At 67.6% G+C, this 18,061-nt stretch carries 16 protein-coding genes and 1 tRNA gene; 10 read left to right on the top strand and 7 right to left on the bottom strand.

What is annotated here, in order from left to right; translation table 11 throughout:
* Nucleotides 1–18 precede the first annotated feature (18 nt).
* Nucleotides 19–1,239 (bottom strand): ubiquinone biosynthesis hydroxylase, encoded by a 1,221-nt coding sequence (locus QX108_RS18665; RefSeq protein WP_315781172.1) that lies wholly within the window; start codon nt 1,237–1,239, stop codon nt 19–21.
* Between the two features lie 155 nt (nt 1,240–1,394).
* Between QX108_RS18665 and tesB the strand changes: the two genes are divergently transcribed.
* Complete coding sequence (gene tesB / locus QX108_RS18660) at nt 1,395–2,270, top strand: acyl-CoA thioesterase II (protein ID WP_172112994.1); 876 nt, start codon at nt 1,395–1,397, stop codon at nt 2,268–2,270.
* A 5-nt stretch (nt 2,271–2,275) separates the two neighbouring features.
* Here the strand turns inward: tesB and QX108_RS18655 are convergent, their stop codons facing one another.
* Nucleotides 2,276–3,151, bottom strand: a complete 876-nt coding sequence (locus QX108_RS18655; RefSeq protein ID WP_315781170.1) for a DUF4339 domain-containing protein — start codon at nt 3,149–3,151, stop codon at nt 2,276–2,278.
* A gap of 223 nt (nt 3,152–3,374) precedes the next feature.
* On the opposite strand from QX108_RS18655, the gene QX108_RS18650 reads away from it, so the two are divergent.
* From QX108_RS18650 to QX108_RS18635, 4 genes are all read left to right on the top strand, one after another.
* The gene (locus tag QX108_RS18650; protein WP_172112996.1) at nt 3,375–3,713 is read left to right on the top strand and encodes a P-II family nitrogen regulator; all 339 of its coding nucleotides are present in this window, start codon (nt 3,375–3,377) and stop codon (nt 3,711–3,713) included.
* Between the two features lie 84 nt (nt 3,714–3,797).
* Nucleotides 3,798–5,108, top strand: a complete 1,311-nt coding sequence (locus tag QX108_RS18645) for an ammonium transporter (protein ID WP_315781168.1) — start codon at nt 3,798–3,800, stop codon at nt 5,106–5,108.
* Nucleotides 5,109–5,434: 326 nt separating this feature from the next.
* The gene (locus tag QX108_RS18640; protein ID WP_284417133.1) at nt 5,435–5,773 is read left to right on the top strand and encodes a P-II family nitrogen regulator; all 339 of its coding nucleotides are present in this window, start codon (nt 5,435–5,437) and stop codon (nt 5,771–5,773) included.
* 39 nt (nt 5,774–5,812) lie between these two features.
* On the top strand, nt 5,813–7,315 hold the full coding sequence (locus QX108_RS18635; RefSeq protein WP_315781163.1) for an ammonium transporter: 1,503 nt from the start codon (nt 5,813–5,815) through the stop codon (nt 7,313–7,315).
* 211 nt (nt 7,316–7,526) lie between these two features.
* On the opposite strand, the gene QX108_RS18630 is transcribed toward QX108_RS18635, so the two are convergent.
* The 3 genes from QX108_RS18630 to tsaD form a co-directional block, all read right to left on the bottom strand.
* The gene (locus QX108_RS18630) at nt 7,527–7,940 is read right to left on the bottom strand and encodes an EVE domain-containing protein (protein WP_172112999.1); all 414 of its coding nucleotides are present in this window, start codon (nt 7,938–7,940) and stop codon (nt 7,527–7,529) included.
* Nucleotides 7,941–8,079: 139 nt separating this feature from the next.
* A complete protein-coding gene (locus QX108_RS18625) occupies nt 8,080–9,060 on the bottom strand; it encodes an NAD(P)H-dependent glycerol-3-phosphate dehydrogenase (protein ID WP_315781161.1) in 981 nt (326 codons plus the stop codon).
* Between the two features lie 127 nt (nt 9,061–9,187).
* Nucleotides 9,188–10,255: a tRNA (adenosine(37)-N6)-threonylcarbamoyltransferase complex transferase subunit TsaD gene (gene tsaD, locus QX108_RS18620; RefSeq protein ID WP_315781368.1), complete on the bottom strand. Its 1,068-nt coding sequence runs from the start codon at nt 10,253–10,255 to the stop codon at nt 9,188–9,190.
* A 140-nt stretch (nt 10,256–10,395) separates the two neighbouring features.
* Between tsaD and QX108_RS18615 the strand changes: the two genes are divergently transcribed.
* The 5 genes from QX108_RS18615 to QX108_RS18595 all read left to right on the top strand — a co-directional run bounded on the left by QX108_RS18615 (nt 10,396) and on the right by QX108_RS18595 (nt 15,215).
* The gene (locus tag QX108_RS18615; RefSeq protein ID WP_315781159.1) at nt 10,396–11,124 is read left to right on the top strand and encodes a uroporphyrinogen-III synthase; all 729 of its coding nucleotides are present in this window, start codon (nt 10,396–10,398) and stop codon (nt 11,122–11,124) included.
* Between the two features lie 50 nt (nt 11,125–11,174).
* Nucleotides 11,175–12,494, top strand: a complete 1,320-nt coding sequence (locus QX108_RS18610; protein ID WP_315781157.1) for a hypothetical protein — start codon at nt 11,175–11,177, stop codon at nt 12,492–12,494.
* 7 nt (nt 12,495–12,501) lie between these two features.
* Nucleotides 12,502–14,436 (top strand): heme biosynthesis HemY N-terminal domain-containing protein, encoded by a 1,935-nt coding sequence (locus tag QX108_RS18605; RefSeq protein ID WP_315781155.1) that lies wholly within the window; start codon nt 12,502–12,504, stop codon nt 14,434–14,436.
* 157 nt (nt 14,437–14,593) lie between these two features.
* Nucleotides 14,594–14,669, top strand: a tRNA-Thr gene (locus QX108_RS18600).
* A gap of 387 nt (nt 14,670–15,056) precedes the next feature.
* Complete coding sequence (locus QX108_RS18595; protein WP_315799598.1) at nt 15,057–15,215, top strand: hypothetical protein; 159 nt, start codon at nt 15,057–15,059, stop codon at nt 15,213–15,215.
* A 132-nt stretch (nt 15,216–15,347) separates the two neighbouring features.
* On the opposite strand, the gene QX108_RS18590 is transcribed toward QX108_RS18595, so the two are convergent.
* Nucleotides 15,348–15,830: a hypothetical protein gene (locus tag QX108_RS18590; RefSeq protein WP_315781153.1), complete on the bottom strand. Its 483-nt coding sequence runs from the start codon at nt 15,828–15,830 to the stop codon at nt 15,348–15,350.
* Nucleotides 15,831–16,422: 592 nt separating this feature from the next.
* A complete protein-coding gene (locus QX108_RS18585) occupies nt 16,423–17,916 on the bottom strand; it encodes a DUF1963 domain-containing protein (RefSeq protein ID WP_315781151.1) in 1,494 nt (497 codons plus the stop codon).
* Nucleotides 17,917–18,061: the final 145 nt, after the last annotated feature.

Genomic DNA, 18,061 nt, shown 5'->3' with positions numbered 1-18,061 from the left:
CGCATCGCGCTTCAGGTCCTACAACGCCTCGCCCTTCAACAACCGCGGCATCTCTCCGGTGAGACCTGCGGCCTGCTTGATGAACAACTCCTTCAGCGGCGGCGCGCGATCGACGATGCCGAGCCCGATGTCGCGCACCGTGCGCAGCAAGGTCGATTTGTTGGAGAACAGGAAGTTCAGCGAGTTGGTGGCGAGGCCCATCGCCATCGTGTCGAACCGTCGCCAGCGCTGGTAGCTTTCGAGCACGTCGACCTGCCCGGGATCGATCCCCATCCGCGCCGCATCGACCACCACCTCGGCCAGCGCCGCAACATCCTTCAGCCCCATGTTGAGCCCCTGGCCCGCGATCGGATGGATCACATGCGCGGCGTCGCCGACCAGCGCCAGCCGCGGCGCGATGAACGAGCGGGCGACGAAATAGGACAGCGGAAACGCCTTGGGCTGGTCGAGCACCTTGAGCTCGCCGAGATGCAGGCCGGCGCGCTTCTCCAGCTCGGCGTGGAATTCGTCTGCGCTGAGCCCGACCAGGCGCTGCGCCTCCCTGCGCCGCTCGGTCCACACCAGCGACGAGCGTTTGCCGGTCAGCGGCAGGATCGCGAACGGCCCCGGCGGCAGGAAATGCTCCTCGGCGCGGCCGCCATGGTCGCGCTCGTGACCGACGGTCACGACAATGCCGGACTGGTCGTAATCCCAGCCATGAGTCTGAATCCCGGCACGCTCGCGCAGCTTGGAGCGCGCGCCGTCGGCCGCCACCAGCAGGCTGGCCTCGAGCTGGCTACCGTCCCCCAGCGTCACCGCAACACCGTCGGAGCGGGTCGCAAAGCGGGTCACCGGCATTGCCTTGAGCTCGACGCCCGCGGCCTCGGCATGCTTCACCAATGCATCGATCAGCAGCCGGTTCTCGACCATGTGCGCGAACGGCTCGCCGGCCTCGACCTGGCCTGCGAACGTCAGAAAGGCCGGACGGGTCGCATCCTCCAGCCTGGAATCGGTGATCACCATGTCGAGGATCGGCTGCGCTTCCGGCGCCACGTCGGCCCACACCCCGATCGCGTCGAACAGCTTCCGGCAGGCCGCGACGATGGCGCTGGCGCGCGGATCGCGGCTCGGCCGGTTGGCGAGCGCCGGATCGGCCACGATGACCGGCACCTCGGGCCCGAGCCCCTGTCGCAGCGCGAGGGCCAGCGCCAGGCCCGCAAAGGCCCCGCCACAAATGACAATGCTTCGCTGTGTCGTCATGCCGCCCTGCTCACGGTTACTCTTGCGGGTGGAGTATAGCTAGGCGAAACAGGGGCGTGAACCAAGGGCTGCCACCCGAGGCCGTCAATTCCGGATGCCTGATCCAGCCTCGATGGGGCAGGTGCGGCCGCCCGAGCCAGCGAAAGCACGACGCCATGTCCAAGGGACTGATCGACCTGATCTCGATCCTCGACCTCGAGCCGATCGAGGTGAACCTGTTCCGCGGCAACAGCCCGAAGACCAGCTGGCAGCGCGTGTTCGGCGGCCAGGTGATCGGCCAGGCGATGATGGCGGCGTGCCGCACCGTCGAGGGCCGGCTGCCGCATTCGCTGCATTGCTACTTCATCCTGCCCGGCGACCCGCAGGTACCGATCATCTACCAGGTCGAACGGCTGCGGGACGGCAAGAGCTATGCAACGCGGCGCGTCACCGCGATCCAGCACGGCAACGCGATCTTCTCGATCATGGTGTCATTCCACAGCGACGAAGAGAGCGCGTTCAACCATCAGGACAAGATGCCGGACGTGCCGCCGCCGGAGAAGCTGACGGCGGAGGAGATCTCCAAGCAGCCGATGTTCCAGGAGGTCTTCCAGCGGATGCCGGACTTCATCCGGCGCTATTACGAATCCGACCGGCCCATCGAATTGCGCCCGGTCGAGCTCAGCCGCTATTTCGGCCAGAAGATCGACGACGGTCGCATTCACGTCTGGATCAAGACGGCGGCCACGCTGCCCGACGATCCGGCGCTGCACATGTGCGCGCTGGCCTATGCCTCGGACTTTTCGCTGCTCGACGCGGTCATGGCACGCTATGGCCGCACTCTGTTCGACAAGCGCATGATGCCGGCCTCGCTGGATCACGCGATGTGGTTTCACCGGCCGTTCCGCGCCGACGAATGGCTGCTTTATGCGCAGGATTCGCCGAGCGCGCAGGGCGGCCGCGGGCTGACCCGCGGCTCGATCTTCAAGCCCGACGGCACGCTGGTCGCCTCCGTCGCGCAGGAGGGATCGATTCGCGAGCGGCGGGCGTAGCCGACCTACATCGGCTGCGTGGTCCGCGGCACCAGCGCGAACTGGGAAATGTACCAGGCGCTGTACCAGCGCAGCAGCCACGGGATCGGGATAATCACCGACGAGCCGAGCACGAACACCAGGGTGCGCCACAGCACCTGCAGGCCGGTGCCGTTGAACACCACCTCGCGCCGCGTGCCCTGGATGTTGCGGCAGATCCAGCGCATCCAGGCAGCCGCCACCCAGGCCCAGCCGACGATGGTGACGACCGACACGATCAGCGCCAGATACCAGGCGAAATAGACGACGGGGCTGCCTTCGAAATGGATCGGCAGCGGCTCGCCATTGGATGCGATCCGGCTCAGCACCCAGCGCATCATCATCCAGCCGAGGAACGCCTGGGCAATGACGGCGGCGAGCTTGATGATCGGCTGATCGCTCATGCCGACATAGGTCAGCACGCCCATGCCGACGAAGACGTACCAGATTTCCAGCGGCTGCCCGATGAAGGACAGGTTCGGCCGGCCGGGCACGCTGATCCGCTCCACCACGTAGCGGTAGAGATAGACCGCGGTCCAGGGCGTGATCACGATCAGGAACTGGCCGATGACATAAAGCAGCGTCCAGCCCAGATAGGACCACGTGCCGAGCTTGATCGAGACCGCGCCCGCCGGGGCGGGGGCGCCGCGGTCGAAGGCCGGCGGACCACCGGGCGCGATGCTCGGCCCACCCGACATCAGCCCGGGAATGCGTCCGGCCTTCTCCCAGCCGGCCATGCCGTCGCTCCACAGCAACGTTTCCGCAGTCACGACGCTCCGGGCAATCAGGTCGCGCAACTCGTCTTCCGAAATGGGGCCCTGTTGCTGACCTTGCTCTGCGTAATACCAGGAACGATTCGACATGGGTGGTCCTTGAATGGAGGCGGCAGGAAAACGTCTTCAATCTGTCGGGCGATGTCGACTTTCGTTCAGTGATATCGGTCACTCCTGACGTTTTCACTTAACGCTGCGCTGAATTTGTGCCATTTGCCTAGGAACAGGCCACAATGGCCGTCCGAAGCCTGCTCCAAAAGAAGCCTGCTCCAAAAACAGGCTATCCAAGACCCGAGGAAACCAAGGCCCGACCATGAAGCTCGTCGTCGCGATCATCAAACCCTTCAAGCTCGACGAGGTGCGTCAGGCCCTCACAGCGATCGGCGTCCACGGCATGACCGTGACCGAGGTCAAGGGTTACGGCCGCCAGAAGGGCCACACCGAGATCTATCGCGGCGCCGAATACATCGTGAACTTCCTGCCCAAGCTGCGCATCGAGATCGCGGTCAACTCGGATATCGCCGAGAAGGCGGTCGAAGTCATCACCACGCATGCGCGCACCGGACAGATCGGCGACGGCAAGATCTTCGTCACGCCGATCGACCACGCCCGCCGCATCCGCACCGGCGAGACCGACACCGACGCGCTGTAGGCAGCCGCAACGGCTGCACGCCCGCCGCAACGGCGCGGCGGAACGAGAACTTTCAATCTGATCTGACATGCCGGGGGGACTGTCATGGGGGCCTGCGCGTCTCGTTGCCTGCGCGCGACTGCAGCTTTGGCTGCAGCAGGCGTTGCGATCTTCACCACACCCGTCCGGGCGGCAGCGCCGTCCACGATCGAGCCGGCCGATACCGCCTGGATGATCGTCGCCACCGCGCTGGTGCTGATGATGACGATCCCGGGGCTGGCGTTGTTCTACTCGGGCATGGTGCGCAAGAAGAACGTGCTCGCGACGATGGCGCAGAGCCTCGCGGCCGTGATGCTGATCTCGATCCTGTGGGTCGCGTTCGGCTATTCGCTGGCCTTCGTCGGCGACGGCAACTGGATCGGCACGCTCGACCGCGCCTTCCTGGCCGGCATGGGCATGGACAGCGTTCATCCCGGCGCCAGGACCATCCCGGAAGCGCTGTTCATGCTCTACCAGATGACATTCGCGATCATCACGGTGGCGCTGGTGGCGGGCTCGGTGGCCGACCGCATGCGCTTCTCGGCCTACCTGCTGTTCAGCGTCGCCTGGTTCGTTTTCGTCTACGTCCCGCTGGCGCATTGGATCTGGGGCGGCGGCTTCCTCGCCCAGGCCGGCACCGTCGACTTCGCCGGCGGCCTCGTGGTGCATCTCTCCGCCGGCACTGCCGGCCTGGTCGCCGCGCTGGTGATGGGACGGCGGCAGGGCTACGGCAGCGAGAACCTGTCGCCATTCGACCTGTCGCTCGCCGTGGTCGGCACCGGCCTGCTCTGGGTCGGCTGGTTCGGCTTCAATGGCGGCTCGGCACTGGGTGCCAACGCGCATGCCGTGATGGCCATCCTCACCACGCACCTGGCGGCCTGCGCCGGTGCGGTGACCTGGGGCGCGCTGGAATGGTCGACCCGCCGCAAGCCGTCGGTGCTCGGCATGATCTCCGGCGCGGTCGCCGGCCTCGGCACCATCACCCCCGCCTCCGGCTTCGTCGCGCCCTGGCATGGCCTGGTAATCGGCGCGCTGGCCGGCATTATCTGCTACTGGGCCTGCACCTCGCTGAAACACCGCTTCAACTATGACGATTCGCTCGACGTGTTCGGCGTCCACGGCATCGGCGGCCTGACCGGGACCGTGCTGGCCGGCGTGTTCGCCACCGCGGCGATCGGCGGCACCGCCGGGCTGATCGAGGGCAACCCGAAGCAGCTCGTGGCCCAGCTCTATGGCGTCGCCGTGACCCTGGTGTGGTCCGGCGGGGTGACCTGGGGACTGCTGAAGCTGGTCAGCGCCTTCGTGCCGTTGCGGGTGTCGCGCGAGCACGAGCTGGAGGGGCTCGACATCTCCCAGCATGGCGAGGCGCTGCAATAATTGCAGGATTCGGCGCCAATTGATCAGTCCTGAGTCTGTGGATTCTGCCCGCTCAGTGAGCAGCTTTGTGTCCTGAGCCTGACATGCGCATTTATTGCGCATGTCTGCCCATTCATTGGGCGCGACGGAATGGCACAGGTCCATCCCGCCCCCCTCAACGCTGAAAAGGTCAGGATTCACGGCTCGTTAGCCCTGACCAGCCGTCTGGCACGGCATTTGATTCTAGCCCCCCGGCTGTGCCCGCGTCGTGAAGCTCGCGTGGTGAACCTCAGTCGACAAGAAGCGCTCGGTGACGTCCGTGCCGGGCCCAAGCGGGGATAGGACCCATGAAAATTGTTATGGCGATCATTAAGCCATTCAAGCTCGAAGAAGTCCGGGACGCCCTGACCGCCATCGGCGTTCATGGTCTCACGGTCACCGAAGTGAAGGGATACGGCCGCCAGAAGGGCCATACGGAAATCTACCGCGGGGCCGAATATGCGGTGAGCTTCCTGCCCAAGATCAAGATCGAGGTCGCGATCCCCTCGGACCAGGTCGACAAGACCATCGACGCCATCAGCACGGCCGCCAAGACCGGCCAGATCGGCGACGGCAAGATCTTCGTCATCAGCCTCGACCACGCCGTGCGCATCCGCACCGGCGAAGCGGACGCTGCGGCTCTCTGATTTCGCGCTCAAACCAGAACACTTACGGAGTAGAAGAAAATGACGTTCAAACGTCCAACCAGCGCGGGATGGGTTACGCTCGCAGTCGCAGGGCTCTGCGTCGCAGGCCTCGCCGATGTGGCGTTCGCTGAAGACGCGCCGGCCGCCGCTGCCGCAGCCGCCCCCGTTCCCAACAAGGGCGACGTCGCCTGGATGCTGATCTCCAGCGCCCTCGTCCTGATGATGTCCGTCCCCGGCCTCGCGCTGTTCTACGGCGGCCTCGTCCGCACCAAGAACATGGCCTCCGTCCTGACCCAGGTGTTCGCGATCGTTGCCATGGTCGGCGTGGTCTGGACCCTCTACGGCTACTCGCTCGCCTTCACCGATGGCGGCAGCATGACCAAATATGTCGGCGGCTTCGCCAAGGCCTTCCTGCACGGGGTCGATGCCAACTCCACCGCCGCGACCTTCTCGAACGGCGTGGTGATTCCGGAGCTCGCCTACTTCGTGTTCCAGATGACGTTCGCGATGATCACCCCGGCCCTGATCGTCGGCGCCTTCGCCGAGCGCATCAAGTTCTCGGCAGTGATGCTGTTCGTGCTGCTGTGGGTGACCTTCATCTACTTCCCGATCGCGCATTGGGTCTGGTACGTGCCTGCGCCGGATGACGTTGCTGCCGCGGCCAAGGCTCTCGCTGCCGCCACCGACGCGGCTGCCAAGACTGCCGCCCAGGCCAAGCTCGACGAAGTTAGCAGCAACGCCGGCTGGCTGTTCCAGGCGGGCGCTCTCGACTTCGCTGGCGGCACCGTGGTGCACATCAACGCTGGCATCGCGGGCCTCGTCGGCGCCGTCCTGATCGGCAAGCGCACCGGCTACGGCAAGGAGCTGATGGCTCCGCACTCGCTGACCATGACCATGATCGGCGCCGCCCTGCTGTGGGTCGGCTGGTTCGGCTTCAATGCCGGCTCCAACCTGGAATCGAACGGCGTCACCGCGCTGGCCTTCGTCAACACCATGGTTGCGACCGCCGGTGCGGCGCTGTCCTGGCTTCTGTGCGAATGGGCGGTCAAGGGCAAGCCGTCGCTGCTCGGCATCTGCTCGGGCGCCGTCGCCGGTCTCGTCGCCGTCACCCCGGCCTCCGGTTATGCCGGTCCGATCGGTGCGCTGGTGCTCGGCCTGATCGTCTCTCCGGTCTGCCTGTTCTTCGTCTCGACCGTGAAGAACGCGCTCGGCTATGACGACGCACTCGACGTGTTCGGCGTGCACTGCATCGGCGGCATCATCGGCGCTCTGGCCACCGGCATCCTGGTCAACCCGGCTCTGGGTGGCGTCGGCATCACCGACTACACCAACATCACCGGCAACAACGCCGGCACCTACGACTTCGCCACGCAGATGCTGGCGCAGATCAAGGCTGTCGTCGCCACGCTGCTGTGGTCGGGTATCGGTTCGGCGATCCTCTACAAGGTCGTCGACGTGATCATCGGCCTGCGCCCGACCGTCGAGCAGGAGCGCGAGGGCCTGGACATCACCGACCACGGCGAGCGCGCCTACAACTACTGAGTTCTCCCGGGACTTGGCCCCACCGGGCCAAGTCCGCAACTTCGGTTCGGGCAAATACCCGGCAATGCCCTGACCGTTGAGGGGCTCCAGCGCAAGCTGGGGCCCCTTTCTTTTTTGGAGGTCGCTGGGAGCCGCACTGGCGCGCAACAATCGGTGTCGCGCGCCACGCTCGCATTGGGAGTCGCTGACGCTAGGACAGCGCAGTCGTCCCCTACACTCCGCCCAGCTTGCAGATGTGCTTCCACTCCTCCGACGTCACCGGCTGCACTGACAAACGCGACTGTTTGACGAGCGCCATCTCCGACAGCTTCGGATCTGCCTTGATCGCGGCCAGCGTGACCGGAGTCTTGAAGGCCTTGTGCGCCTTGATGTCGACGCAGACGAATTTGCCGGTCTTGTCGGTCGGATCGGGATAGGCTTCCTTGATGATCTCGGCGATGCCGACGATCTCCTTGCCCTCGTTGGAATGGTAGTAGAAGGCGAGCTCGCCCTTCTTCATCGCCACCAGATTCTGCCGCGCCGTGTAGTTGCGCACGCCGGTCCAGGCCTCGCCCTTCGCGCCCTTCTCCACCTGCTGGTCCCAGGACCACACCGAGGGTTCGGATTTCACCAGCCAGTAGCTCATATGCGCATCGTCCTCAGATCACGGCAGCGCCGGTCTCACGCGGATTGCAGCATGGATCGGCGGGCGGATCAAAGAAGACGGCCATCGCCGGGTCAACAGTTTAGAGCAAGGGCATCGCGCTTTTGCCCAGCGATCCGGCTCACTGCTCGGCCTTGAACGGCCGCATCATCAGTCCTTCGATCGCAGCGTCGATCGTGACCGCGCCCGACAGGATCGCGGCGACGGCCTGCGCGACCGGCATCTCCACCCCGCGCGAGGCCGCGAGCTCGACCAGCACCGGTGCAGTGTACTGACCTTCCGCCAGCTTGCCGGCGGGCAGCGCCTCGCCGCGGCCGAGCGCGAGACCGGCGGCGAAATTGCGCGATTGCGGGCCGGCGCAGGTGAGGATGAGATCGCCGAGGCCGGACAGGCCGGTCAGCGTCTCGCTGCGCGCGCCATAGGCGCGGCCGAGCCGGACCAGCTCGGCAAAGCCGCGCGTCGTCAGCGCCGCCAGCGCGGAGGCGCCGAGATTGCGCCCCGAGACGATGCCGGCGGCGATCGCCAGCACATTCTTGGCCGCGCCGCCGATCTCGACGCCGCGCACGTCGGTCGAGTGATAGGGCCGGAAGGTCGGCGAGCCCAGCGCCTGCACGAGATCGGCCGCCTGCACCTCGTCGGACGCGGCGAGCGTCACCGCGGTCGGCAGGCCCCGCGCGACGTCGTCGGCGAAGCTCGGGCCTGAGAGGATGGCGGGGATCGCGCCCGGCGCGGCCTCCGCGATGATTTCGGTCATGAACTTGTGGGTGCCGTGCTCGATGCCCTTGGCGCAGGCGATCAGCGGCGTGCGCGGACGGAGCAGTGGCGCGAGATGCATGACGGCGCCGCGCAGGTGCTGCGCAGGGACGACGATGAGGACGGCATCGGCGCGCGCGGCGCGCGCGAGGTCGGCGGTGATGGCGATGCCCGCGGCCAGCGGAATGCCGGGCAGGCGCGGATTCTCACGCGCAGCGGCGATACGCGCGGCGTGGTCGGCATCGCGGGCGTAGAGCGTGACGTCACGGCCCGCGCGCGCGGCAACGGCGGCAAGCGCGGTGCCCCACGCGCCAGCACCGATGATGGAGAGGGTTTGGAAGCGAGTCATCGCCCCACGCTCATCCCCCCACCCGGATCGCATCTCCCGATGCGATCCGACCTCTCCCCGCAGGCGGGGCGAGCTTGACGCGTGCCCCGCTTGCGGGCGAGGCGTGGAGAGGCGATGTGCGCACGTCTCAAAACCCCGCGCGGGTGTTGGCGAACTTGCCGGGCACGCTGGCATTGGCATCCAGCAGCCAGCGCGCGCGGGGCGCGGCATCCATGCCGTCGACGAGGCCGAGCGCGAGGCGCTCCAGTCCGGCCCAGGCGATCATCGCGCCGTTGTCGGTGCACAGGGCCGGCGGCGGCATGATCAGGCGGGTGCCGGCAGCTTGCGCGACGTCGTCGAGCGCGCCACGAATCGCCTGGTTGGCGGCGACGCCGCCGGCGGCGACCAGGGCGGTCGGGGCGCCGAAGCGCTGCTTGAACAGATCGAGGCCGACGCGCAGACGGTCGGCGGTCGAGTCCAGCACCGCGGCCTGGAAGCTGGCGCAGAGATCGGCGGTGTCCTGCTCGCCGACGGACTCCATCCGGCCGATCTCGTTGCGCACGGCGGTCTTCAGGCCGGAGAGCGAGAAATTGGCATCGCTGCGGCCTTGCATCGGGCGCGGAAAGGCGAAGCGCGCGGCGTCGCCGTTGCGCGCGGCCTGCTCGACCTGGGGTCCGCCGGGATAGGGCAGACCCAGCATCTTGGCGACCTTGTCGAACGCCTCGCCCATGGCGTCGTCGACGGTGGTGCCGAGCCGGATGTAATCGCCGACGCCGGCGACGGCAACGATCTGGGTGTGGCCGCCCGACGCCAGGAACAGGCAATAGGGGAAGTCGATTGCATCGGTGAGACGCGGCGTCAGCGCGTGCGCCTCGAGATGGTTGACCGCGATCAGCGGCGTGTCGTGCACCAGCGCAATGGCTTTTGCGGTGGTGAGCCCGACGATGACGCCGCCGATCAGGCCGGGACCGGCGGCTGCGGCGACGCCGCCGAGCGCGGCATAGTCGATGCCGGCCTCGCGCATCGCCGCGTCGATGAGGTGATCGAGCATGTCGACATGGGCGCGCGCCGCGATCTCGGGAACCACGCCGCCATAGAGAGCGTGTTCATCGGTCTGCGAACGCACGACGTTGGAGAGGATTGTCCCCTTGCCGTCCGAATCACGCGCGACCACGGCCGCGGCGGTCTCGTCGCAGGTGGTTTCGATGCCGAGCACGAGCGTTGTCGTATCGTTACCCAATCTCAACCCTTTTGGTCATTATGAGTGCGCAGAACCGCCTAACACCACGAGGTCGCCAGGTGCAATCACCAGTCCGTTGCAGCCCGGCCGATCCGGATTCGACGGGAGCATAGCACATGGCCGTGCTGGTGACCCGTCCCGCCCCCGACAATGAACGAACCGCTGCCGCGCTTCGCGCGCGCGGCTTCGACGTGCTGCTGGCGCCGATGCTGCGCTTCGAGCCGGTGGCGCTGCCGGGGGACGTCGGCCACGACGTCGCCGCCGTCGTCGTCACCTCGTCGAATGCGCTGCGCGCGGCCGCGCCGCAGCTATCCGGTTCCGCCTTGCTCGACCTGCCGCTGTTCGCGGTCGGCGACCAGACCGCAGCGGCCGCGCGCGATGCCGGCTTCACCCGGGTGATCTCGGCCTCGGGCGATGCGACGGCGCTGCGCGACACCATCGCGAGCAGCGCCGTGATCGAGGCCAAGGCGACGCTCCTCTATCTGGCCGGTGCCGACGTTTCGCGCGACCTTGCCGCCGAACTCGCCGGGCGCGGCTTCGACGTCACCACGCAGACGGTCTATCGGATGGCGCCGGTGACGGCGCTGCCGCGCGGCGTCTGCGAGGCGTTCGCGGCGAATGCGATCGAGGCGGTGCTGCACTATTCGCGGCGCAGCGCCGCGGCGTTCGTCGCGGCGGTCCGGGCCGATGGCGTCGAAATCTCGGCGCTGGCGGTGCCGCATTGCTGCATGTCGGCCAATGTCGCCGACGTGCTGCGCGACGCCGGCGCGACCCAGGTCACAATCGCGGCGCATCCGGATGAAAACGACATGCTGGACGGGCTGGCTCGTGCGTTGCGATCGTGAATGGCGTAAGACGGCCTGCCCAATCTTGCCTCAGCCAGGGAACCTCCACCATGGTCGATGATACCGACACCGCTGCACCGGGCTCCGATACCGGGCGGCCGAAACGGCCGCCGCCGACCATCGACCTCGAGCCGACCTCGCGCGAGGAGCGTCCCGCCGCGGCCGAGAGCGCAGCGGAGCGGCCGACCGCATCGCCATGGTCCGCTCCGGCCGAGGCGGTCGCGGAGGGCTCGTCGGATGCCGGCAGCGAGACGCACCCGCATGCGGCGCCGGACTCTGAGCCGAACTCGGAGCCGGTGTCGGCCGCCGACGCGACGCCGGAGGCGACGGCGGCCGCGACCGAGCCGCCACGCACGGCTCCGCCCCCGCCCCGCCCGGTGTCACCCTGGATCATCGCGCCGTTCTCCGGCGCGGCCGCCGCGGCGCTGGTGATCGGCGTCGGCTGGATGCTGGGCTGGCCGCAGGTCGCGCCGCCATCGGAGGCGTCTCGCCAGGACGCTGCGGTCACCGATTTGACCAGTCGCGTCGCGACCCTGGAGCAGCGCATCGGCAAGCCCGATGCCGCCGTCACCGGCCGCCTCGACGCGGTCGACAAGGCGATCGCCGCGGTGCGCGGCGATGTCGCCGCGTTGCGCAGCCAGACCGACAAGACGGTGGCGGCGCTCAACGATGTCCGGGCCCAGCCGCGCGACGGCGCGGCGCCCGCGCCCGCCCCGGTCGACCTGTCCGGTCTGACCGCCCGCATCGACGCGCTGGAGCGCGCCAGCAAGAGCCAGAGCGCGGCGCTGGCGCAGGAGAGCCGCAAGCTCACCGAGGCGGCGGCCGAGGCCGAGGCCGCCAAGCCGGCCGACGATGCGCCGCTGCGCCGCGTCGTCGCCGCCACGCTGCTCGACGTCGCCGTGCGCCACGGCGATCCCTATGCGGCGGCGCTGTCGACGGCGAAATCGCTGGCGCCCGACGCCGCGGCGCTGAAGCCGCTGGAGGTGTTTGCCGCGAGCGGCGTGCCGAGCCCGGCCGCGCTCAGCCGCGACCTCCTGACCATCGTGCCGAAGCTGACGCCGCCCGCGCCCGAGGGCACCACCGGGACCTCGATCCTCAGCAAGCTGTCGGCCGGCGCGCAGGGCCTGGTCAAGGTCGAGCGCACCGACGGCGCCGGCACCGACCGTGGCGCCGTGGTGGCGCGGATCACCGCGGCCGCGCTGCGCAATGATTTCGCCGAGGCGCGGCGCGAGCTGAAGGGCCTTCCGGCGGAGCAGCGCGCCCCCGCCAACGACTGGCTCGCACGCGCCGATGCCCGCGACGCGGCCCTTTCAGCCGCCCGCAAATTCGCCGACGAATCCATGACCGCGCTCGCCAAACCTGCGCAATAGGACGCCCATGCTCCGGATCGTTGTTTTCCTTCTCCTGGTCGGGCTCGCCGCTGCCGGCTCCGCCTGGGTCGCCGAGCAGACCGGCGACGTCGTCTTGAACTGGGGTCCCTGGCGGATCGCGATGACCCTGCCGGTGTTCGTGCTGGCGCTCGGCCTCACCATCGCCGCCTGCGTGCTGCTGTGGAACCTGATCAGCGCACTGCTGCGGGCGCCGAGCCGGATCCGCAAGGCCCACCGCGCCCGCCGCCACCAGCGCGGCCGGCACGCCATCACCCACGGACTGCTGGCCATCGGCCACGGCGATTCGACCGCGGCGCGCCAGCACGCCGACACCGCCAAGCGGCTCGCCGGCGACGATCCGCTGACGCTTCTGCTGCACGCCCAGGCGGCGCAGCTCGAGGGCGACCGCGACGGCGCAAGGCGCGCGTTCCGCGCCATGGCCGAGCGCCCCGACACCCGCCTGCTCGGCCTGCGCGGCCTGTTCATCGAGGCGCAGCGCGCCGACGACGCGATGGCTGCGGTGGTGATCGCCGACGAGGCGCTGAAGCTGGCGCCGAATGCCAGCTGGGCCTCGCACGCCGTGCTCGGCTTCCGCTGCGCCCAGGCCGACTGGAACGGCGCGCTGGCGATCCTCGACGGCAACTACACCGCCGGCATGATCGATAAGCCGACCTACCGCCGCCAGCGCGGCGTGCTGCTGACGGCGCGCGCCATGGCGCTCGAGACCGAAAATCGCGACCTCGCACGCGCCAGCGCGATGGAGGCGGTGAAGCTCGCGCCGACCCTGGTGCCGGCCGCGGTGCTGGCCGCGAAGTTCGAGAGCGAGGCGCACCAGGTGCGGCGCGCGATGAAGATCATCGAGGCGGCCTGGGCCGCCTGCCCGCATCCGGATCTCGCCGACGCCTATGCCCATGTCCGGCTCGGCGATTCGGCCGTGCAGCGGCTGACGCGGATCGAGAACCTCGCCGCGCGCACGCGCGACCATGTCGAGGGCGCGCTGGCGGTGGCCCGCGCCGCGATCGACGCCGCCGAGTTCGGCCGCGCCCGTACCGCGCTGGCGCCGTTCACCGACGATCCGACCCAGCGCGTCGCGATGCTGATGGCCGAGCTGGAGCGCACCGAGCATGGCGACGCCGGCAAGGCGCGCGAATGGACCCTGCGCGCCGTGCGCGCCCGCCACGACCCGGCCTGGACCGCCGACGGCTATGTCAGCGACCAGTGGCGGCCGATCTCGCCGGTCACCGGCCGCCTCGACGCGTTCCAGTGGCAGACCCCGGTGGCGAGCCTGCCGTCGGAGCGCAACAGCGTCATCGAGAGCTCGGAATTCGCCGAGGCCGTGCTGGCGCCGCCGAGCCGGCCCGCGATTCCGGAAGGCCTGGTCGAGCCGCCGCGCGGCGCCGCCGCCGCGCCGGTGGTGATCGTCCCGACCACGCTGCAGGACAACGAGCCGCCGCGCCCCGCCGAAGCCGCAGAACCGGAGCCCAGCACCGAGGACGCGGTCGAGGAGACAGCGGACAAGCCTGTCGACAAGCCGGTGGATATCCCTGTTGAAAAGGCTGAGGACAGCCCTGTGGAGGCGGTGACCGCCCAGGCCCCCCAGGTCCCCGCCCCCGTGAGCGCCGAGCCGGCGCCGCCGCTGCAGGCCGCCGCGCCCAGCGAAAGCGAGGCTGAGGCAGAGCCCGCCGAGGAGGCCGAGACGCCGGCCGAGCCGGTCAAGCCGGTGGAAACCGCGGCCGTCGCGCCGACGCCCTTGTTCCGCAACCGCAGCGATCTGGCCAAGCCGCCGGAGACGCCGATCCAGGCGATCGTCCCGATCATGCGCCCGCCGGACGATCCCGGCGTCGACGACGAGGACCAGCCGCGCGACGAGTTCGCCGAGCAGATCGCGCCCAAGGCCCAGGCCGGCGGCTGGCGTGGGTTCTGGTCGCGGTTCGGCAGCTGACACCGGCGGGGAGCACGCCCGACCGCCGTTTCCGGTCACACCGGCTCGATTCCAGGCCCGGGTGGCGCGCGTGGTCCTTGCCAACCGCCCGTTCGCCCGATATCAGGAGCGCGTTCGCGCCGTCCTGCCTCGTGCCGGACGACCGCCGCTATGGTTCGCCGCAATAGCTCAGCTGGTAGAGCACGTCATTCGTAATGACGGGGTCGGGGGTTCGAGTCCCTCTTGCGGCACCACGCTTCGCCCTGCGGGCTACGCGTGGCGCAGCCAGGCCGTAGCCCGCAGGGCGAAGCGTGCCCGGCGAAGCCTCTTGGCGAAGCCGGGCGTTTGAGCCCCCAAGTCTCGCTTGAGCCGCGCTCTCCGATATCCGATCAACTCTGTCAAACAGCCCGCAGCTCACGCCCATGCCGCCTCGACCTCGCGGCCTGATCAGCCCGAGCTCTGCTACAGATGGCGTCCTCATCAGATGAGAGGGCGCAGGGAAGGCCGAGTGCCGACTGGCACCCATGGCCCCCGTGCGAAAGAAATGCACGGGGCAGGAACCACAGGCTCAGCCGGAAACAACCCGGCCTTCCCTGCGCAATGGGTTTACGGCTGCTCCGTGCTCTCCCAGGGGACCGGGCTTGCTTGCCCCCGTCATCGGCATCGTCGCCGATCAAGACACCAGCGTCGGGGTGTCGGGACCACACGGCTTGACCGTCCGCACGACGACGTTCGTCCGCACCTCCATCGAGATGCTGCGTCGCCCCACGGCCACCGCTCCCCGCCGCAACGTCCCGTGACGATCGCGATGCGCCCCTCTCAGTGCGGGCGGGATGGCCGGATAAGACCACTGATTTGGGGATCCTGTCAACAAAATTTCTGATCTTCGGAATTCTGTCGACGGCCGTCGATGGATCAGCGTCACCGCAACTCTATTTTTTAGTCTTGGATTTCGGGTTGAAACGCAGAACATCGTAAGCCGACTGCTCGGCCAACCACTGCGCGTATTGATCTTGACTAACCGGGACTGGTGCCAAGCGCCGTTCACCGTCTTCTGGATCAACGTAAATGACTACAATGTAATCGCGCCGAAGTTGATCGGGCGTGTACGGAACCATGATGGGCCGGACTTCGGCTCGCGAGCCGAAGCGTACATCAATTGATCCACTTGCTGGGCTAACTCCGCTTTCTACCGCAAGGATTTTCAGCTGCGCGAAGTAGTTGTCTTTCGGAAGCGGTGTCGCTGATGGTCCACCGGAGTCGTCTCTTCCAACCATGTAGACGGGCTGTTGTATGAGACGCACACGCGCGACGATGATGTCCTTTGCGTTTTGCGGAAGTCGAAGTACGGCGATATTGTCCGGAACACGATCGGGAAAGTACGTAACTGCCGTCTCAGTCTCAGCAATGTTCATCACGAGCTCTGCGCTTGCAGGAACTGGCATCTTGGCCCATCCGGCAAGACGTTTCGAGTCAGGTCCGCTGCTGGATGTCAACACCCCTCCATTGGCCGTTCGCGCCAAGCTCTCAACCAGAGAAGATGCTACGACAAGGGCCAGCAAACAGCGGCCAGCGAGGCTCCGATTTCTTTCTCTAACCTTCATGGCCCAAGTCCCGTCTGCTCTAGCTGAGAGGATCGCATTCAAAGTGACGACCCGCAACACAAGAGAGCACCATCAACGCAGCACAGCCCGCAAGGCGGGCTGTGCTGTTCTTTAAATTCAATTCACGGCTTGGTCCTATGCGTATCCAGACTGTTTCGTTGTCGATGAATATGAAGTCGACATAGGCAGATGGGGGATTACGGTGACAGCACTGGACCGCACCCCTCAAGTGAGACACGACAATCTCAGTGACAGGCATTCCAAGGATGACCTGTGGCAGCAAGAGGGAAGACCCGTCGGTTTCCGACGGCTTACAAACTGAAGGCCATCAAGCGCGTCGAGCGAGGCGAAGGCGTTTTGCCTGTCACGGAGAGCGGAAGGCGCCCGCCCCCTCGCGCCGAGATCAATGGCTGTCGATCTCGGCATAGGCTCGCTTGAGCCGCCCCATCTTCAGAGACGATGGATGCAGATAGATCAGCAGTACGCCCACGTCGCCCCACATCCATCCCATCGCATCGTCCGAGCCGAGCTGGAACAGCAGATCGTCGTCGGCCGCATCGGCTGAGTTCTGCAGCACGTCGCGCGGGCCGCCCATCCGGTGCGGCGTGGTCGACCGCGAGATGCTCCGCAGCTTCGGCTCCAGCCGGGCGCGCAGGACCTCAGGGATCGCGTCCCGTGCGGCTGCGCTGCGCGTGTAGAGATCCAGGAGATCCTCGCGCAGCGCGAATTGCAGGCCGTCCTGCGCATAATCGAGCAGGCTGTTGCAGACCTTGCGCAGGTCGGTCGGAGGATCCGACCACCACATCCAGTACTCGGACCGTGCAGCGGTCATTGCGGCCTTCATGGCGGCCCAGCCGTCGTCATCGAGCATGGCATCGAGATCCTGCGTCAGGATCTGCCGCTTGAGATCCTCCAGCTCGGCCGGCTGCCGCTCCAACCAGCACACATGCGCCTGGCCGGCCCGGGCGATCTCCGCGGCCAGCGCGTCTTCCGTCATCGGCTGCGTCAGCGCAACGAGATCCGCAAGCTTCCGCTTGGCTGCCGCATGCAGATCACGCTGATAGTCGAGATATTGCTGGCGGCTGCTCAGCTCGTGCGGCGGGCACTCCTGCAGCTGTGCGGCGGCTTGCGCTACGCCGGCTTCATGCGTCTCGACGGATGCTTGCAGCGCGGCGATGGACTGGGCCAGCCAGCCTGGCTGCAAGACCTTGGCCGGACGCCTGCGATCGTTCTCTGCGGACAGGCGGTGCATCACTCGTTCGACAAGATAGAGCGCGCCGCGCCGGGTCAGCGGCCTCGGCTCGTCCTGTGCGATCCGGTCGATCCTCTCCTCGTCCTCCGGCGCGCCATAGAGCTCGGCGCCGGTGACCTGCACCGGCTCCCAGTCAGATTCGTCGTCTTCCGCGGGCGGCGCAGGAACGGGCTGGACGACGAGGTCGATGGGCCAGCGCCGCCAGAGCTTCGGTACGCCGGCGCGCATCTCTGGCGCGAACTGACCGATATGGTCGGCGAGGGCGTGGCGCACGGTCGGCATGTCGGCCGGCGGCTGCCGTTCGGGCCCGAGCTGATCGATATGCAGCACGCGGGAGAGACGGTTCTCCTCGTCGTCCTCGTCCTCCATCTGCAGGACATCGACGAACAGCAGCAGCCAGCCGTCACGCGGCCCTCGTCCATGCCAGATCTGCGCTGGCAAATCGGCGCAGGCGATCTGGGCGAGAAAATGCATTGGTCCGCTGCGGGTTCGCGGCCAGGCAATGTTGTCCGGCATCTGCGGCAGCCCGCCGAGCCACGACCGTGCGGGCTCGTCGAACCGGATCGGTACCTGCCGTCGCAGGATGACCGACGACTGAACTCTCGTCCTGCCGGCGGCAGGCTTGCGCAGAAAAACGATGCTCATTGGTATCACGAGTCCCGCTGACGATTCCCGCGCCATTGTTGCAACTTCAGGTAAATTGATCGTCGCAGAAAGGGCGCAAAGTCGAGCAACCGCGCTGTTTGTGGCGGAGGGCGCATCGCACGCCGCCGGGGGCGATCGGCTTCAT

Origin of the sequence: Bradyrhizobium sp. SZCCHNR1002, assembly GCF_032381435.1 — a bacterium.
GTDB lineage: Bacteria > Pseudomonadota > Alphaproteobacteria > Rhizobiales > Xanthobacteraceae > Bradyrhizobium > Bradyrhizobium aeschynomenes.
Note: the sequence above shows the minus strand (reverse complement) of the source record. Positions and strands in the feature narration are given on the sequence as shown.

What these genes read in the sequence shown, in the direction of transcription:
- QX108_RS18640 (WP_284417133.1), top strand. Translation starts at nt 5,435, where the DNA reads ATGAAAATTGTTATGGCGATCATTAAGCCATTCAAGCTCGAAGAAGTC.
- QX108_RS18665 (WP_315781172.1), bottom strand. Translation starts at nt 1,239, where the DNA reads ATGACGACACAGCGAAGCATTGTCATTTGTGGCGGGGCCTTTGCGGGC.
- QX108_RS18625 (WP_315781161.1), bottom strand. Translation starts at nt 9,060, where the DNA reads ATGACTCGCTTCCAAACCCTCTCCATCATCGGTGCTGGCGCGTGGGGC.
- QX108_RS18605 (WP_315781155.1), top strand. Translation starts at nt 12,502, where the DNA reads ATGCTCCGGATCGTTGTTTTCCTTCTCCTGGTCGGGCTCGCCGCTGCC.
- QX108_RS18655 (WP_315781170.1), bottom strand. Translation starts at nt 3,151, where the DNA reads ATGTCGAATCGTTCCTGGTATTACGCAGAGCAAGGTCAGCAACAGGGC.
- QX108_RS18645 (WP_315781168.1), top strand. Translation starts at nt 3,798, where the DNA reads ATGGGGGCCTGCGCGTCTCGTTGCCTGCGCGCGACTGCAGCTTTGGCT.
- QX108_RS18610 (WP_315781157.1), top strand. Translation starts at nt 11,175, where the DNA reads ATGGTCGATGATACCGACACCGCTGCACCGGGCTCCGATACCGGGCGG.
- QX108_RS18585 (WP_315781151.1), bottom strand. Translation starts at nt 17,916, where the DNA reads ATGAGCATCGTTTTTCTGCGCAAGCCTGCCGCCGGCAGGACGAGAGTT.
- QX108_RS18635 (WP_315781163.1), top strand. Translation starts at nt 5,813, where the DNA reads ATGACGTTCAAACGTCCAACCAGCGCGGGATGGGTTACGCTCGCAGTC.
- tesB (WP_172112994.1), top strand. Translation starts at nt 1,395, where the DNA reads ATGTCCAAGGGACTGATCGACCTGATCTCGATCCTCGACCTCGAGCCG.
- QX108_RS18590 (WP_315781153.1), bottom strand. Translation starts at nt 15,830, where the DNA reads ATGAACATTGCTGAGACTGAGACGGCAGTTACGTACTTTCCCGATCGT.
- QX108_RS18650 (WP_172112996.1), top strand. Translation starts at nt 3,375, where the DNA reads ATGAAGCTCGTCGTCGCGATCATCAAACCCTTCAAGCTCGACGAGGTG.
- QX108_RS18615 (WP_315781159.1), top strand. Translation starts at nt 10,396, where the DNA reads ATGGCCGTGCTGGTGACCCGTCCCGCCCCCGACAATGAACGAACCGCT.
- QX108_RS18630 (WP_172112999.1), bottom strand. Translation starts at nt 7,940, where the DNA reads ATGAGCTACTGGCTGGTGAAATCCGAACCCTCGGTGTGGTCCTGGGAC.